At 65.3% G+C, this 16,160-nt stretch carries 12 protein-coding genes and 1 riboswitch; of the genes, 4 read left to right on the top strand and 8 right to left on the bottom strand.

The features are described from left to right. Positions 1–35 precede the first annotated feature (35 nt). Positions 36–144, bottom strand: a riboswitch (guanidine-I (ykkC/yxkD leader). 307 nt (positions 145–451) lie between these two features. Further along, positions 452–1,495 carry a patatin-like phospholipase family protein gene (locus tag ACSSV4_RS05925; protein WP_454274067.1) on the top strand — a complete coding sequence of 348 codons (1,044 nt, stop codon included), beginning with the start codon at positions 452–454 and terminating at the stop codon, positions 1,493–1,495. Positions 1,496–1,540: 45 nt separating this feature from the next. Here ACSSV4_RS05925 and ACSSV4_RS05920 read toward each other — a convergent pair whose 3' ends face one another. Continuing rightward, a complete protein-coding gene (locus tag ACSSV4_RS05920) occupies positions 1,541–2,632 on the bottom strand; it encodes a Hint domain-containing protein (RefSeq protein WP_454274066.1) in 1,092 nt (363 codons plus the stop codon). Between the two features lies 1 nt (position 2,633). Then, positions 2,634–4,214, bottom strand: coding sequence for a Hint domain-containing protein (locus ACSSV4_RS05915; protein WP_454274065.1), 1,581 nt, complete (start codon positions 4,212–4,214; stop codon positions 2,634–2,636). Positions 4,215–4,578: 364 nt separating this feature from the next. Here ACSSV4_RS05915 and dapE point away from each other — a divergent pair, with 364 nt between their 5' ends. Together dapE and ACSSV4_RS05905 are read left to right on the top strand one after the other, a co-directional pair. After that, the gene (gene dapE / locus ACSSV4_RS05910; protein WP_454274064.1) at positions 4,579–5,730 is read left to right on the top strand and encodes a succinyl-diaminopimelate desuccinylase; all 1,152 of its coding nucleotides are present in this window, start codon (positions 4,579–4,581) and stop codon (positions 5,728–5,730) included. A gap of 8 nt (positions 5,731–5,738) precedes the next feature. Then, on the top strand, positions 5,739–6,326 hold the full coding sequence (locus tag ACSSV4_RS05905) for a TIGR04282 family arsenosugar biosynthesis glycosyltransferase (RefSeq protein WP_454274063.1): 588 nt from the start codon (positions 5,739–5,741) through the stop codon (positions 6,324–6,326). A gap of 302 nt (positions 6,327–6,628) precedes the next feature. Here ACSSV4_RS05905 and ACSSV4_RS05900 read toward each other — a convergent pair whose 3' ends face one another. The 6 genes from ACSSV4_RS05900 to ACSSV4_RS05875 all read right to left on the bottom strand — a co-directional run bounded on the left by ACSSV4_RS05900 (position 6,629) and on the right by ACSSV4_RS05875 (position 13,216). Then, positions 6,629–8,074: an aldehyde dehydrogenase family protein gene (locus tag ACSSV4_RS05900; protein WP_454274062.1), complete on the bottom strand. Its 1,446-nt coding sequence runs from the start codon at positions 8,072–8,074 to the stop codon at positions 6,629–6,631. 109 nt (positions 8,075–8,183) lie between these two features. Then, entirely contained in the window at positions 8,184–9,401 is a 1,218-nt protein-coding gene (spt, locus tag ACSSV4_RS05895) for a serine palmitoyltransferase (protein ID WP_454274061.1), read from the bottom strand. 10 nt (positions 9,402–9,411) lie between these two features. After that, positions 9,412–9,690: an acyl carrier protein gene (locus tag ACSSV4_RS05890; RefSeq protein ID WP_454274060.1), complete on the bottom strand. Its 279-nt coding sequence runs from the start codon at positions 9,688–9,690 to the stop codon at positions 9,412–9,414. Beyond that, complete coding sequence (locus ACSSV4_RS05885; RefSeq protein ID WP_454274059.1) at positions 9,690–10,655, bottom strand: NAD-dependent epimerase/dehydratase family protein; 966 nt, start codon at positions 10,653–10,655, stop codon at positions 9,690–9,692. Before ACSSV4_RS05885 ends, ACSSV4_RS05890 begins: the two co-directional genes overlap by 1 nt. After that, positions 10,648–12,399, bottom strand: coding sequence for a fatty acyl-AMP ligase (locus tag ACSSV4_RS05880; RefSeq protein WP_454274058.1), 1,752 nt, complete (start codon positions 12,397–12,399; stop codon positions 10,648–10,650). Before ACSSV4_RS05880 ends, ACSSV4_RS05885 begins: the two co-directional genes overlap by 8 nt. 547 nt (positions 12,400–12,946) lie before the next feature. Continuing rightward, complete coding sequence (locus ACSSV4_RS05875) at positions 12,947–13,216, bottom strand: usg protein (RefSeq protein WP_454274057.1); 270 nt, start codon at positions 13,214–13,216, stop codon at positions 12,947–12,949. A 190-nt stretch (positions 13,217–13,406) separates the two neighbouring features. Here ACSSV4_RS05875 and gyrA point away from each other — a divergent pair, with 190 nt between their 5' ends. Continuing rightward, the gene (gene gyrA / locus ACSSV4_RS05870) at positions 13,407–16,124 is read left to right on the top strand and encodes a DNA gyrase subunit A (protein ID WP_454274056.1); all 2,718 of its coding nucleotides are present in this window, start codon (positions 13,407–13,409) and stop codon (positions 16,122–16,124) included. Positions 16,125–16,160: the final 36 nt, after the last annotated feature.

The raw sequence follows: 16,160 nt of genomic DNA, 5'->3' as shown, positions 1-16,160 counted from the left end.
TGGACATCGGGCGCGGACGAAACCTGCGCAGGAAACTCTCCCGGGATTTTGCCCCGCCGTGTGCCCGTCGCGGAATTTGCCGCGCGGGTGCCGCTTCTCGGACCAGACCCCGCATCTGCGGGCGGAACCCTAAGCGGCCTGCGCCTTGAGCAAAGCGTCGCCACCTGTGACAGGGCAAGCGCTGCGGGGCACGATCCCGAATGGACGGGGCCCTGTGCGCGTTTTTTGGGCTGATCGCACGCGGTCTGGCGCGAAATCCGGCGCGAAATGGCCAAATCGCCGAACGGCACCCTGTCGCAGCTCGACCGAAATTCCTGCGGTGCCGACAGAGCGGGCATGACCCGGCTGCCACACAGACCCGTGACACCTCTGCGAGGCATTCCCCCTATGGCTGCGCGCGGATTTCGGCTATGCGTGGAAACATGCCGCGACGCAGCAGAAAGGGATGCCCATGCCGAAGACCCCCAAACCGATCAATCTCGCCCTGCAGGGCGGCGGCGCGCACGGGGCCTTCACCTGGGGCGTGCTCGATTATCTGCTCGAGGATGGTAGCCTGCGGATCGCGGGCATCTCGGGCACCTCGGCGGGCGCGATGAACGCAGTGGCGCTCGCCGATGGCTATACCCGGGCGGGGCCCGAAGGCGCGCGCGCCGCGCTCGACCAGTTCTGGCGCGCGATGAGTTCCAGCGCCCGTCACACGCCCCTGCAACGCACGCCGATGGACCGGCTGACCGGAAATTGGGGGCTGGAAAACAACCCGTTCTACCACTTCATGAACGCGCTGACCGGCGTCGCCTCGCCCTACCAACTCAACCCGATGAACATCAATCCGCTGCGTGATCTGGTCGAGGAGAGCATTGATTTCGAGATGGTGCGCAAATGCACCGCCTTCGAACTGTTCGTCTCGGCCACAAATGTCGAGACCGGACGCGTCAAGGTCTTCCCGCGCGAGGATCTGACCGCTGACATGGTCATGGCCTCGGCCTGCCTGCCGCATATCTACCGCGCGGTGGAAATCGACGGCGTGCCCTATTGGGATGGCGGTTACATGGGCAATCCGGCGCTGTTTCCGCTCTATGGCAAGACCGGCACCGATGACATCGTGGTCGTCCAGATCAATCCGATCGAGCGCAAGGGCGTGCCGCGCTCGGCGCAGGAGATCGAGAACCGGGTGAACGAGATCAGCTTCAACGCCAGCTTGCTGAAAGAGCTGCGCGCCATCGACTTCGTCGACCGGCTGATCGCGCAGGGCAAGCTTTCGACCGATCACTACCGTCCCGTCAAGGTCCACCTGATCCAGAACGAAGACGCGCTCAAACCGATCGGGGCGTCGTCCAAGATGAATGTCGAATGGGCCTTCCTCACGCGGCTGCGCGATATCGGGCGCGAGACGGCGGCAACCTGGCTCGACGACTGCTTCGACCAGATCGGTGTCGACAGCACCATCGACCTGCGCACCATGTTCCAGGGGATCGGCGCCGAACATCAGGGCTGACCTGGGCGCGCGGACGATGCCGGGTGGCCTCTGCACAGCCTCGCCTTATGCCGCGCGGTTCATCGCCAGCGTGATCGCCTCATAGGGTTTCAGCACCGGCCAGAGCGGCTTGGGGTGTTCCGGCAGGCGGGCCCGGTCGCAGGCCGCCAGAACGCTGCATCCGACCAGATCCGGCTTGCGCCGCAACCGCCCGATATAGAGGCTCTCGGTCTGGGTTCCGGCGGCGTCGATCTCCTCGTGTCCCGGCAGCAGCAGGTTGTGGTAGCTCACCATCATCGGGCTCTCGGCGAAAAGTGCCGAGAATCCGTTGACCAGATGGCGCGCGGGCACCAGCACGGCCTCGGAATTGAACAGGTATTCCACCTCCGAACCGCGGATCACTAGGCGCTGGTGCGGGGCCACGATGATATCGTGGCGCAGGCCGAAATAGGGCGCCCGCAACCGCACCGGCCGAAAACAGCCAAGCGCGGGAACCCGGCGGTTCAGGCTTTGCAGGACCGGGACCGGCGCACCGTCGATGGTCAGCACCTGATCGGCCCGTCGCAATCGCCCCGCCGCCACATAACCGCCGGGCGTGAGCACCGGCACGGTGGCGCTCAGCCCCGGCATCGGACCCACCGGTTCAATCCGCGATGACAGCGCCGCGAAGATCACCTCGCGGTCCATCACCCGCTGGCGCGGATCGGTGAACACCGTGCGCATATCCGCCAGCGGAATCGGATGCGGCGGCGGCAGGGCCATCGAGGTCACCCCGAACACATCCGGCCGCTCGACCGAGAGCCGCGCCCAGCGTGCGGGCGCATCCCAGCTATAGGTGAGGCGCAGGCAATCGGTGCGATCATCGAGCCGGTACGGCAGCGTCGCATGGCGGATGTCATCCGCCTGTGTCTCGATCACGGTGATCCCGCCCGAGGGCAGCGCCTGCACCGAAAAACTGCCGCGCCACGGGTGGCTGCGGCTGAACGACAGCAGGGTCTGTGGCCGCGGCTCCATCGCCGGGCGCGTCTCGATCATCAGCGTGCCGCGAGGCATCAACGCATCCGTCTCCGGCAGGGCCGCCCCCGCGTCCGGGCGCACTCCCAGACCCTGCGGCATGAAATGTCCGCCGCTCTGATCGGTGACGGCGATCCAGCCCATCTCAGGCCGCGTGCGCGGAGGTCATCAGCAGCCGCGCCTCGTATCGCTTGAGCGTGCGCCGCGCGGCCGGGCTGTAGCCCGCGCCGGTCTCCGGGTCGATTTCGGGAAAGAGCGCGCAGATTTCCGCGACGATCTCGGCCTCGAAACTTTGCGCGGTCTGCGGCCCCGGCAGGAAGCTTTCGGTCGCCAACCCTTCGGAAAACACCACCTGATGCCGATCAAAGAGGATATGCACATATTCCACCTCGCCACCCTCGACCCGCCGCACGGAGCGGTCATTGACCAGATCGCGCGCCGCCACCAGCACCTCGCGCTCGCCGAAAAGCAACTCCGCCAGACTGTCGCGGATCAGCACCCGGTGCAGCGGCGAGAGAAGCAATTCGCGATGCACACCGAAGGTGTCGGCGGAGATCCGAATGGGCGCGAACTCTCCCACTGCCATCACCTTGCGCCGCCCGATCCAGCGCAGCGGCTGCGCGCCGTCATCCTGCGTCAGCACCAGATCGCCCGGCAGCAGCGCCTCGACCGGCACTTCACCGCCCGGCGTGCGAATGAGGGTGCCCGCCACGAAACACGGCACCGAATCCACGGTGACAAAGCCTACATCCGTCTGCCCGGTGCTGCTTTCGACCTTGTAGGTAAAATTGAACAGCTCGGTATCGCCATCGCCGACAATTTCAACCGTACCGTCGGCGTTGAGCTGGATCTGCTGGCCGGAGTTGAGCGTGACGATATCGCCCGCCGAGACCGCCTTCCCATTCAGATGCGTGATCGTCAGCGTTCCGGCGGTGTTGTTGATGTCATTCGCCAGAAGGTCGAGCGTGCGCGAGCCATCGGGAAACAGCGTGGTCGTGTCATCGCCCGCGACCAGCGTGGTCTGTACACTGTTGGCCGCAATCAGCACCGTGGAATCGTAATTGCTGTCGGTCACGTCGGCGACACCGATCCGGATCGAGTTCACCTCGCCCGCATTCACCGGCATGGTCAGCGTCAGCGTCGCGGTGAACCCGTCCATCTCGGTGTTGAACTGATCCTGCGTGTTGTCGATGAACAGGTTGCCGTTCGACCCGGCATTGAGGTTGTTGGGGTCGATATCGCCATCGCCCACGCTGAGCGGCACAAGATTGCCGTTGACCCAGACGCCAAAGAAATCCTGGAACGCGCCCACGGCGAATTCGGGATATTCCTCCGAGGCAAAGACGAATTGCATCGTCATCACATCGCCGGTCGGAATGAAATCGACGTCGAGAAAGGACGCATCAAAGGTCTGCGCGCCGGCTGCGGCATTGAAGTCGGCCACGTTGTTCGGCCCGCTTGACGAGGTCGTGGTGCTGGCGCTCTGGTTCGACTGGAAGAAGTTGTTGTTGGTGAACCCGTTGAGGTCGCCGGTCGAGAAGATCACCCCCGTGTCGCTCGGTGTCACTCCCGGCGAAATGCTGTTGCCATTGGAATAGATGCCCGAACTGTCACGGTCGCCCGTGTATGAGGCCCCGATGACCGTGACGCCCTCGCCAAAGATCGTCTCGGCCATTTCCACGGCAGACGCTCTGTCGTCGATCGGTAATTCTCTGCCTGCAACCATATCCTGCCCCACCTCTTCGAGAGGCAGCGCAGACGCAGCACTTCACGACCCCCAAGTGGGCCGTCCGATCCTGAATGGCCGAGAACGCGCGCCTTGCCTGTCGGCACGCGACACTGCCCGGATATGGGAGCCTTCGTCCTTGAGGATCTTCGTCCTTTTTCGGATCTTCCGGCCCGTAAGTCTGTCTTGCCCTGCCTCGGGTTTTTTTATTGACTGCCTTTTGATACCAAAATCTTCCAGCGAAGTTAAGGTTTATTCGTGTGATGCGGCATCACCCTTGCAAACCGGCCACGGGTGCAGGATTTGCGGTCGGGCGCGATCCGCGCTATCCGGTCGGGAACGTTGCTCTTACAGGACACCAACCATGCCGCATTCCCCGCTCGATCCCGCGCACCTGACAGCCGAACTGATCAAATGCCCCTCGGTCACCCCCGAAGAGGGCGGCGCGTTGCAGTTGCTCGAAACGGTGCTGAGCGGCGCCGACTTTGCCTGCACCCGGGTGGATCGCGGCGGGGTCAGCAATCTCTTTGCAAGGTGGGGCGACAAGGGGGCGGCGCGCAGCTTCGGCTTCAACGGCCATACCGATGTGGTCTCCGTAGGCGATGAGGCGGCATGGTCGATGCCGCCCTTCGGCGCCGTCGAGAAAGGCGGCGTGCTCTACGGGCGCGGGGCCACAGACATGAAGTCCGGCGTCGCTGCCTTTGTCGCGGCGGCGGTGGATTTCGTGGCCGAAACCCCGCCTGAGGGCGCGCTGATCCTCGCCATCACCGGGGACGAGGAAGGCGACGCGGTGGACGGCACCACCGCCTTGCTCGACTGGATGGACACACAGGGCGAACGGATGAGCGCCTGTCTCGTGGGTGAGCCCACCTGCCCCGAGCGCATGGGCGAGATGATCAAGATCGGGCGGCGCGGTTCGCTGTCGGCGTGGATCACGATCACCGGGGTACAGGGTCATTCCGCCTATCCGCACCGCGCCTGCAACCCGCTGCCCGCCATGGCGCGGCTGATGGACCGGCTCGCCTCGCACAGCCTCGATGAAGGCACCGCGCATTTCGATCCCTCGACGCTGGCCGTGGTCACCATCGACACCGGCAACCGGGCCACCAACGTGATCCCCGCCGCATGCCGCGCCACGGTCAATATCCGCTTCAACGATGCCCATGACAGCGCCAGCCTCAGCCAATGGATGCAAGCCGAGATCGACCGCGTGGCTGAGGAATTCGGCGTCACGGGCGCGATGCAGGTGCAGGTCTCGGGCGAGTCGTTCCTGACCCCGCCCGGCCCGCTCTCCGATCTGGTGGCGGGCGCGGTCGAGGCCGAAACCGGTGTGGTGCCGGTACTTTCGACCACCGGCGGCACGTCGGACGCGCGCTTCGTCAAGGATCACTGCCCGGTGGTGGAATTCGGCCTTGTCGGCCAGACCATGCACCAGGTCGACGAGCGCGTGGAGGTGGCGCAGATTCACCAGCTCAAGGCCATCTATAGCCGTATCCTGCGCGACTATTTCGCCTGATGCACCGGATGCGGCGGCAGCTGATCGTCATGGTCAAGGAACCGCGCCCCGGGCGCGTCAAGACCCGGCTCGGGCGCGATATCGGCATGACGGCGGCGGCGTGGTGGTTTCGCCATCAGGTGGCGCGGCTCCTGCGCGAGGTGGACGACCCCCGTTGGCATCTGAGCCTCGCCGTCAGTCCCGACCGCGCGGGCCTGCAAAGCCGCGTCTGGCCTGCGCATCTGCCGCGCCTCCCGCAAGGGCCGGGCGATCTGGGGGACCGCATGGGGCGGCTGTTGCGCAGCGCACCGCCGGGGCCGGTCTGCATCGTCGGGGCGGATATCCTGGGCATTCGCCGCGTGCATGTCGCCCGCGCCTTCACCGCGCTCGGGCGGCACGACGCGGTGCTCGGCCCGGCGCATGATGGCGGGTTCTGGCTGATCGGCTTGCGCCGCACCGGCCGGGTGCCGACCGGACTGTTTCAAGGGGTGCGTTGGTCGACCGAGCACGCGCTGCAGGATACCATCGACAGCCTTGACGGCCAACGTATCGCACTGACCGACCGGCTCCGCGACATCGACACCGCCGCCGATCTGCGGGCGGTGCAGAGGCCATGAACGCCGCTCTGACGGTGAGTGTCCGCGCAGCTGAATAGAGGGGGCGATTGGCCTGTTGCTGCCGTTCAGGTGCAGCACCAATGCGCGGAATCAAGGTGCCGCAGGCACCGCCGCGCAGCGCCCGACCGCCCCCTCGGGCGGGCGCTTTTGCAACGTATCAAGCCATTGAAAACGCAAACGTGTTTGGCTGGCATAAAGTGCGGTCCACCGAGGTTGATGCGCCCACCCGGCGGTCGCGCACCGCGCGGCTAATCTCTGAAACCGTCAACGGCTGGTAAAGGCCCTAATCGACGCGGCCCCTCTCACCCGTGATGCGCCGCTACCGTCTTGAGCGTCGAGAAGCCGTAAAGCGCCTCGAACCCCTTCTCGCGGCCATGGCCGGATTTGCCGGTCCCGCCAAAGGGCAGTTCGACACCACCGCCAGCTCCGTAATTGTTGACGAACACCTGCCCCGCCCGCAGCGCCCGCGCAAGCCGCATCTGCCGCGCCCCGTCGCGCGTCCAGACGCTGGCGACAAGGCCGTAATCGGTGCCGTTGGCGATGGCGATGGCCTCGTCTTCGGTGTCGAACGGGATCATCACCTGCACCGGGCCAAAGATTTCCTCCTGCGCGAGCGGGTGATCGGGCGTGACAGGGCCGAACAGCATCGCGGGCACGTAATGCCCACCCGCCGGCAGATCGTCCCCCGGCACCGCCTGCCCTATGACCGCCAGGTCGCCCGCCCGGTCAAGATAGCCCTCGACGCGGGCTTTCTGGGTGGCGTTGATCAACGGGCCGATCCCCGGATCCTGCATCGCCGGGCCGATCCGCTTGGCGCTGTAGGCCTCGGCCATGCGCGCCGCCACCTCGTCGAACACCGCGCGCTGCACCAGGATGCGCGAGGAGGCCGAACAGGTCTGGCCCGCGTTCTGCAACCCGGCATTGACGAGAAACGGCAGCGCGGCATCGAGATCGGCATCGGCAAACACCACCTGCGGGGATTTACCGCCCAGTTCCAGCGTCACCGGCACCACATTGGCCCCTGCCGCGATCTGCACCGCCGAGCCGGTGGCGACCGAGCCGGTAAAGCTCAGATGCTGGATGGCGGGATGCGCCGAGAGCGCGGCCCCCGCCTCGCGCCCCAGCCCAGGCACCACGTTGAGCGCGCCCGCCGGAAACCCCGCCTCCTGTGCCAGATGCGCGAAAAGCAGCGCCGTCAGGCTCGCATCCTCGGCCGGTTTCAGCACGCAGGCATTGCCCATGGCAAGCGCCGCCCCGACCGAACGCCCGATGATCTGCATCGGGTAGTTCCAGGGCACGATATGGCCTGTCACGCCATGCGGCTCGCGCAATGTGTAGACGGTGTAGCCGTCGAGATAGGGAATGGTGGTGCCATGCACCTTGTCCGCCGCCCCGCCGTAGAACTCGCAGTAGCGCGCGAGCGCCCGGGCATCGGCGCGGGCCTGCGTCAGCGGCTTGCCGACGTCGCGCGCCTCGACCTCGGTAAAGAGATCCTCATGCGCCTCGACCAGTTGCCCCAGCCGGGCCAGCAGCCGACCGCGCTCTGCCGCCGTGGAGCGGCCCCATGCACCGCCAAGTGCGGCCTGCGCGGCAACGACCGCCGCGTCGATATCGTCCGCACCACCCCGCGCGATACGGCCGATGTCCTGCCCGGTGGAGGGGTCCTCGACGGGCAGCGTGTCGGACACGGGACGCCATGTGCCGTCAATCAGGATCTGCGCGGAGTCGATGGGCAAGGCTAGCGGCATGGGTCTCTCCGACTGGTGATCTCGGCACGGATGCCCCTTGGGGTGCGACGTGCAACACGGGCCCGCGAGGGGCGGACGTGCCTGTCATGGCATCCGAAACCGGGGGCGTCTAGCTGCCGCTGGCAGCCATCGACGGAGCGGGCGCGCCGTCTTCGAGAAGGCTGCGGAAAGCCGCGAGCACCTCGTCGATATCGGCCTCGGTATGGGCCGCCGACACGCTCAGACGCAGCAGCGATTTGGACTGCGGCGTCGCGGGCGGCACTGCGAGATTGACATAGACACCGGCATCCATCAGCCGGTTCCACTCGGCCACCGCAACCTGTTCGTCCGGGCGCGGGATCGCGATGATCGGCGCGGCCGGCGAGATCGGCTCAAACCCTGCCTCGGTCAACCCGTCGTAAAGCTGATGCACCCGGTCCCACAGCGCCTGCCCCAATTGCGGCTCTCCGGCGATCTTGGCGAGGGCCGCCTGCGCTGCCGCCACGTTCGAGGGCGAGCCGGAGGCGGTAAAGAGATAGGGGCGGCTGACCATGCGGATCAGTTCCAGTTCGACATGGCGCGACACGCAGAAGCCGCCGATCGAGGCGAAGCTCTTGGAGAAGGTGCCGGAGATGAAATCGACCTTGTCGGCGACGCCCTGCGCCTGCGCCACGCCGCGCCCGCGCTCGCCGTAGCAGCCGACCGAATGGGCCTCGTCGACGAAGAGCATCGCGCCGTGGGCGTGGGCCACCTCGACGAATTCGGCCACCGGGGCCACATCGCCGAACATTGAATAAAGCCCCTCGATCACCACCAGACGCCCGCCCTCCTTGGGCAGGCGCGACAGACGCTTGTCGAGATCGGCCGGGCTGTTATGGCGGAAGCGGATGGTATCGGCATCGCTGAGCCGGGCCGCATCATAGATGCAGGCATGACTGTCGGCATCGAGCAGCAGGTGATCGCCACGCCCGGCAAGCGCGCTGATCGAGGCGAGATTGGCCTGATAGCCCGTCGTGCAGACAATCGCCGAGGCGACATCGAAATACTCCTTGAGCTTTTCCTCAAGGTCGAGATGCGCGGCGTAGGAGCCGTTGGCGAGCCGACTGCCCGTGGTCGCGGTGCCCTGCGCGTCGATCGCCGCCTTGGCGGCCTCCATCACATCCGTGTCGAAGGTCAGGCCAAGGTAATTGTTGGTCCCGGCAAGCAAAACCTCGCGATTGCCGATCCGCGCCCGGGTCTGCGAGAGCATCTCGTCCATCTGCAAGCCAAACGGCAGCCGCCCGGAGACGCGCAGCGTGTCGACGCGCTCGGACAGTTTCTGGAACTTGCCGAAAATGCTGGTTTTCATGTCATCACTGTCAAACATCGGTGATACGCTCGATTGCTTCAATCAGGGATTGGACGGTATCGATAGCAGATGCCTCCTCTATCGGGAAGCTGATATCATAGACTTCCTCGATCTCCATCACCAGATCGAACATCTCGACCGAGTCGATGGCAAGATCGGCGGCGATCTGCGTATCGGGCGTGATTTCCGTATCTGCCTTGGCATGCGTCTTGAGAATAGCGCAAACCTTGTCGAACATGGCTTGGTTATTGGCTTGCATTTCAGGCTCCAGTCTGTCGCGGGCAGGCATCACTCTTGCGCCTTCCCTAGTCTCAGAAACGGGGCGAGGCAACGCCCCATCGTCTCGTCAATCGGTGTCGTTGCGGCAATCGGCGTGTCCCCGATCCAGTCGCCCGCGCACATCTCGCGGACCTTGCCCGACGAGAACACCTGCGAGCGTCCGCTCACCCGCGCCACCAGATCCGCGCCGTGCCCCAGCAGCACGGCGGCGGCGCGTGGCAGGACCACTTCGCGCACCCGGCGGCCGGTTACCCGTTCGGCACTCGCCGCAAGATCGCCCCAGCCAAGCGCCGCGTGGCCATAGGGGGCGCAGTCCTGACGCTGCCCGCGCTCCGGCATGTCGGCCGCGAGATCGAGCAGCAACGCGGCGAGATCCTCCACGTCGATCACGGAGAACCGGGCGCTGCGCGTATTTCCGCCGATCACCGGCATCCAGCCCCGCGCCAGCATCCCGAACAGCGGTGCTGTGGCCGCGTCCCCCGGCCCGACCACCGCCGGAGCCCGCAAGATCGTCACCGCCGTATCCCCCGATTCGGCCAGCAACCGGGCCTCTCCGGAGGCTTTCGAGGCGGCGTAATCCGACACCTCCGGCCGCGTGGCGGCCAGCGAGGAGAGCAGGATCACATGCCGGGCCCCGGCCTCGCGCGCGGCCCGCGTCACGGCTGCCGTGCCGTCCGCATTGACCCGGTGAAACGCGTCCCGTGTCAGGGCATTGGTCGCACCCGCGCAATGCAGAACCACCTCCGCGCCGTCCATCAGGGCCGCGAGCGCGTCGGGATCATCCAGCCCGCCCGCCACCCAGTCGAGCCCCGGTTGAGGCGCAAGCGCCCGGCCCGGTCTGGCCCGCGCAAGCGCCCGGACAGACCGCCCGGCCCCGTCGAGCCGCGCCAGAAGGCTGCGACCGACAAAGCCGGTCGCGCCCGTCAGTGCAAGTCTGGGATAAGGCGCGCTAACGGTGACCTGCCGCTCAGGCACCGCGTGCCGGAGCCGCTGCGGTCACTCGCTCGTCCGCAGGCGTGGCGGGGGCGTAATCGCCCGCCAGATAGCGCGCCCGCGCGGCGGCCCGGCTCAGCTTGCCGGAGCTTGTCATCGGCAGGGAGCGCACGCCGACCAGCTCCACCGAGACAGGGGCCCCGGTCGTGGCCCGTGTCGCCGCCGAGATGTCGCGGATCAGCTGCGCGCGCACGGTCTCGTCACGCGACCAGCATTCCGCCAGCAGGATGATGCGCGACCCGCCGTCGGTATCGCCGACCTCGAAGGCCCCCGCGCCCGAGATGTTCTTGCCGCCGGTATTCTGCGCAACCCATTCGATATCCTGCGGCCAGATGTTGCGGCCGTTCCACAGGATCAGATCCTTGGAGCGCCCGGTGATCACCACCTCGCCCTCGAGCCAGTAGCCCAGATCGCCCGTCTCCATCCATCCGTCCGCATCGGTGAGCGGCTGCAAAGGCTCACCGGCGCGGAAATAGCCGTCGGCGATGCTGGGGCTCTTGATCATGATGCGGCCGATATCGCGGCCTCGGGTTTCGCGCCCGTCGGTGTCGACGATACGCATCTCGAACGAGGGCAGCGGCCGCCCACAGGAGATGAAGCAGCGCGACTGTCCGGAGTGCGTCTGCGCCGTGGCCGGCACCGCACGGCCCGAGGTCTGCATCCGCCCGGTGTCCACCAGATCTCGTTTCATGCCGGTATCGAGCGGGGCGAAGGCCACCCCGAGCGTCGCCTCGGCAAGGCCATAGCTCGGCACGAAGGCACGCCCGTCAAAGCCGCTTGGACCGAAGATATCGGTGAAGCTGACCAGCGCATCCTCGCGCACCATGTCGCCGCCGATGCCCGCGACGCGCAGTGAGCTGAGGTCGAGCGTCTCGCCGCGATAGCGGCGCGCGCACAGATCGTAGCCGAAGCTCGGGCTGTAGACGATCGTGCCCCGGTTCTCGCTCACCAGCTTGAGCCACGAGATCGGACGCCGCGCGAACGAGGTGGGCGAGATGTAATCGACCGAGGTCTGGTTGTAGAGCGGCACCATGAAGAAGCCGACCAGCCCCATGTCGTGATAAAGCGGCAGCCAGGACACGCAGCGATCCTCGGCGGTCATGTGCAGCGCCTCGTTGATGATCGCGTGGCAATTCGCCGACACGCTCTTCTGCGTCGCGTAGATGCCCTTGGGCGCGCTGGTGCTGCCCGAGGAGAACTGGATATAGGCCGGATCGTCCTTGCCATGCGGGACCGGCACGACACCGGTTTCGGGCAGGTCGCGCCCACAGATCGCGATCAGCGGGATATCGATCTCGTCCAGCGCGGCGCGCAGCACCTCGGCCACCTCGTCGGTGGCCATGACGGCGGCAAGATCGGCGGTCTGCGCGGTGCGCGACATTTGCCATTCATAGACCTCGCGGCGCCCGAAGGCCGCCTGCACGGTCAGCGGCGCGGGCACGAGCCCGGCATATTGACAGGCCATGAAGGCGACCATGAATTCCGGCGTCGTTTCGGCAATGAGTCCGATCCGTGCGTGGCGCGGATAGATCGCAGCAAGCCGACCGGCAAGGTCAATCGCCCGCGACCGCAACACGGCATAGGGCAGCGTCTCGATCAGGGTGGCGTCCGTCCCGTAGAAATTTAGACCGCACGCACCGAGAGCTGCATGATCAAGTGCTTCGGTCAGGGAAGCGAAATCCCCCGGTCGATGGGTCACACCGCTGTCGGTCGTGCTGGGTTGCATTGTCGATCACCTTTGCTGCTGCTCTCATGCTGCCGCTCTCACCGGCTACAGGTCTAATGCCCGCCGCCTCGCGCATGTTCCGATCAGATGCCACAATCCTGATCGCGTTTCCACATAACATTTCTGTTACACAAATGCTTCAAGTGCGTGAGCTAAAAGGCAAAATTGCGCTGCGCCGAGCATCTTCCGACGCGTCCGACAGGGCCGGGCAGACCACGTTCAACACAGTCAGCGCCCCCGCAGGGAAACGTGCGCCGCCTGCACAGATGACCCAAATAGCAACCATAACAACGACTTAATGGCGACAGAAAAAGACATGTTTGACATGTACAATTTGCGCCCGGACGAACCGGTGCCTGCTGCATGATCCGGCCTTGACCTCAGATCCCGGCCAGAATGCAGGCTTGCACGACAGGTCGCGTCGAGCGGCAAATGTTACGCTTTGTAGCACTTTGTGTCCTGTGGTATTCCCAGATCACGCTGCAACGCAGCATGATCCGCTTCGACGGAGTCGGACGCGGCCCGCCCTGCGGGCAGGCCGCCGGGCTCAGTGCAGGGTGAATTCGCCGGTCACGTTGCGCCACTCGCCCGGCGCGATCAGCTTGCGATGGGTAAAGCGCACCGAATGCAGCGGCCCCTCGATCTCGCGCTGCCAGAATTCGATGAACTCGAACAGCTTCGGGTGATCGGGGGCAAGGTCGTACTCCTGCCAGAGATAACTGTTAAGCACGCTTTGATAGTCGGGCATCCGGTAAAAGAATTCCGCCGTGGTCAGCCCATAGCCCTTGAGCATCAGTTCGGTTTCAGAGGTCTCCATATGTCGCTCCTGTTACTGCCTGTCCTCCGATGATGCCCGAAAGAAATTACTTTTCAATAAAAACAGTATGTTGGCACTCTGCACCTGTGGCTGACAAATGCCACCCCGCTGCGCCATTGCACCCCATATCATGGCTCTGATATAGTCACCCCAACAAAATATAGCGCAAGAGCACAGGACGGTAAAAAACGTGAGCGATACGCCTCAACCCCCTGAAAACACGGATGATTTACCTCCCGCATATGACGGGCCCACGGTTTCCATCACCCACGAGATGAAGACCTCCTATCTCGATTACGCGATGAGCGTGATCGTCAGCCGCGCGATCCCCGATCTGCGCGACGGCCTGAAACCTGTGCACCGGCGCATCCTTTATGCCATGCATGAGGGCGGCAATACCCACGACAAGCCCTATCGCAAATCGGCGCGTGCCGTGGGCGATGTGATGGGCAAGTATCACCCGCATGGCGACAGCGCGATCTATGATGCGCTGGTGCGCATGGCGCAGGATTTCTCGATGTCCCTGCCGCTGCTGGACGGTCAGGGCAATTTCGGCTCGATGGACGGCGATAACGCGGCGGCGATGCGCTATACCGAAGTACGCATGGACAAGCCTGCGTCCTTCCTTCTGGCCGATATCGAGAAAGAGACGGTCGATTTTCAGGACAATTACGACGGCAAGGATCGCGAACCCACCGTCCTGCCCGCGCGTTTTCCGAACATGCTGGTCAATGGCGCGGGCGGTATCGCCGTCGGCATGGCCACAAACATTCCCCCGCACAATCTGGGCGAGGTGATCGACGCCACGCTGGCTCTGATCGACGACCCGGATCTGGGCAGCGAGGACCTGATCCAATACGTCCCCGGCCCCGATTTCCCCACCGGCGGGCTGATGCTGGGCCGCTCCGGCGCGCGCAAGGCCTATCTGGAGGGGCGCGGCAGCGTCATCATCCGTGCCAAGACCAGGGTGGAGGAACTGCGCAAGGACCGCTACGCCATCGTCATCGACGAGATCCCCTATCAGGTTAACAAGGCGACGATGATCGAGCGCATCGCCGAGGCCGCGCGCGACCGCCGCATCGAGGGCATTGCCCATGTCCAGGACGAGAGCGACCGCAACGGCGTGCGCGTGGTGGTCGAGCTCAAGCGCGACGCGACCCCCGACGTGGTGCTCAACCAATTGTTCCGCTTCACGCCGATGCAGACCTCGTTCGGCTGCAACATGCTGGCCCTCAACGGCGGCAAGCCCGAGCAACTGACCCTGCACCGCTTCCTGTCGCTGTTCATCCTGTTCCGCGAAGAGGTGGTCGCGCGGCGCACCGCCTTTGATCTGCGCAAGGCGCGCGAACGCGCGCATGTGCTCTGCGGTCTCGCCGTCGCCGTCTCGAATGTCGACGAGGTGGTGGCGACCATCCGCGCCTCCGCCGACGCCGCCGAGGCACGGCAGAAACTGATGGAGCGGCGCTGGCCTGCGGGCGACATCCTCGAATATATCGCGCTGATCGACGACCCTACCCATCGCGCCAACGAGGACGGAACCTATAACCTCTCCGAGACCCAGGCCCGCGCCATTCTCGACCTGCGCCTGCAGCGCCTGACCCAACTCGGTGTCAAGGAAGTCACCGACGAGCTGCAGGACCTCGCGGGCAGGATCAAGGAGTATCTCGCCATCCTCGCCAGCCGCGAGCGGATCATGCAGATCATCTCGGACGAGCTGCGCGAGGTGCGCGAGCAATTCGCCGTGCCGCGCCGCACCGAGATCGTCGACTGGTCCGGCGACATGGAGGACGAAGACCTCATCGAGCGCGAGGAGATGGTCGTCACCGTCACCCAGGGCGGCTATATCAAGCGCACCGCGCTCGCGGATTTCCGCGCCCAGAAACGCGGCGGCAAGGGCCTTTCCAGCATGGCCACCAAGGATGAGGACGTGGTGACCACGCTCTTTGTCGCCAACACCCACACGCAGCTTTTGTTCTTCACCACCGAGGGCATGGTCTACAAGCTCAAGACATGGCGCCTGCCGCTTGGCGGCCGCACCTCCAAGGGCAAGGCAATCGTCAATATCCTGCCCATCCCCACGGGCGTCTCCATCGCCGCGATCATGCCGGTGGACCGCGCCGAGGAAGACTGGGACGACCTGCAGATCGTGTTTGCCACCTCGGCGGGCGACGTGCGCCGCAACGCGCTGTCGGATTTCACCAACGTCAAGCGCAACGGCAAGATCGCGATGGACCTGCCCGAGGGCGTGGAACTGGTGAACGCGCGGATCTGCTCGGAAGAGGATGACGTGATGCTGGTCACCGACTCGGGCCGTGCGATCCGTTTCCCGGTCACCGATGTGCGCGTCTTCAAGGGCCGCAAATCCACCGGCGTGCGCGGCATTCGCCTGCAAAACAGCGACCGCGTCGTGTCGATGTCGGTGATCGGCCATTTCGAGGCCACGGCAGACGAACGCGCCGCGTACCTCAAGATGCGTCGCGCCGCCGCCGGGGCGCCCGATGACGACGGGACAGAGGATGAAGGCAACGCCGATGCCGCACTGAGCGTCGAGCGGTTCGAAGAGATGCAGGCCGCCGAGAACCTGATCCTGACAATCACCGCCAATGGTTCGGGCAAGCTGTCGTCGAGCCATGACTACCCGGTACGCGGGCGCGGTGGCATGGGGGTCGCCGCCATCGACCGCGCGATGCGCGGCGGGCCGCTCGTGGCGTCCTTCCCGGTGACGCTGGAGGATCAGATCATGCTCGCCACGTCACGCGGGCAATCGATCCGCGTGCCGGTCATGGGCATTTCCTTCCGCTCGCGCAGCGCGGGCGGGGTCAAGGTGTTCAACACCGGCAAGGGCGAAGAGGTGGTCTCGGTCGCATGGATCGCCGAACAGGCCGAGGACGAGACCGTCGAGGACTGACCCGTTTCGTCAGATATCCGTCACCGAAAATCAACG

The organism is Roseovarius sp. MBR-154 (assembly GCF_053628595.1).
The sequence above is the reverse complement of the archived record's forward strand: the minus strand, read 5'-3'. Positions and strand labels throughout refer to the sequence as shown.

Excerpts from the sequence above, each read along its gene's own strand:
- ACSSV4_RS05915 (WP_454274065.1), bottom strand. The coding sequence starts at position 4,214 with ATGGTTGCAGGCAGAGAATTACCGATCGACGACAGAGCGTCTGCCGTG.
- ACSSV4_RS05905 (WP_454274063.1), top strand. The coding sequence starts at position 5,739 with ATGCGGCGGCAGCTGATCGTCATGGTCAAGGAACCGCGCCCCGGGCGC.
- ACSSV4_RS05875 (WP_454274057.1), bottom strand. The coding sequence starts at position 13,216 with ATGGAGACCTCTGAAACCGAACTGATGCTCAAGGGCTATGGGCTGACC.
- ACSSV4_RS05890 (WP_454274060.1), bottom strand. The coding sequence starts at position 9,690 with ATGCCTGCCCGCGACAGACTGGAGCCTGAAATGCAAGCCAATAACCAA.
- ACSSV4_RS05880 (WP_454274058.1), bottom strand. The coding sequence starts at position 12,399 with ATGCAACCCAGCACGACCGACAGCGGTGTGACCCATCGACCGGGGGAT.
- ACSSV4_RS05900 (WP_454274062.1), bottom strand. The coding sequence starts at position 8,074 with ATGCCGCTAGCCTTGCCCATCGACTCCGCGCAGATCCTGATTGACGGC.
- ACSSV4_RS05920 (WP_454274066.1), bottom strand. The coding sequence starts at position 2,632 with ATGGGCTGGATCGCCGTCACCGATCAGAGCGGCGGACATTTCATGCCG.
- dapE (WP_454274064.1), top strand. The coding sequence starts at position 4,579 with ATGCCGCATTCCCCGCTCGATCCCGCGCACCTGACAGCCGAACTGATC.
- ACSSV4_RS05925 (WP_454274067.1), top strand. The coding sequence starts at position 452 with ATGCCGAAGACCCCCAAACCGATCAATCTCGCCCTGCAGGGCGGCGGC.
- spt (WP_454274061.1), bottom strand. The coding sequence starts at position 9,401 with ATGAAAACCAGCATTTTCGGCAAGTTCCAGAAACTGTCCGAGCGCGTC.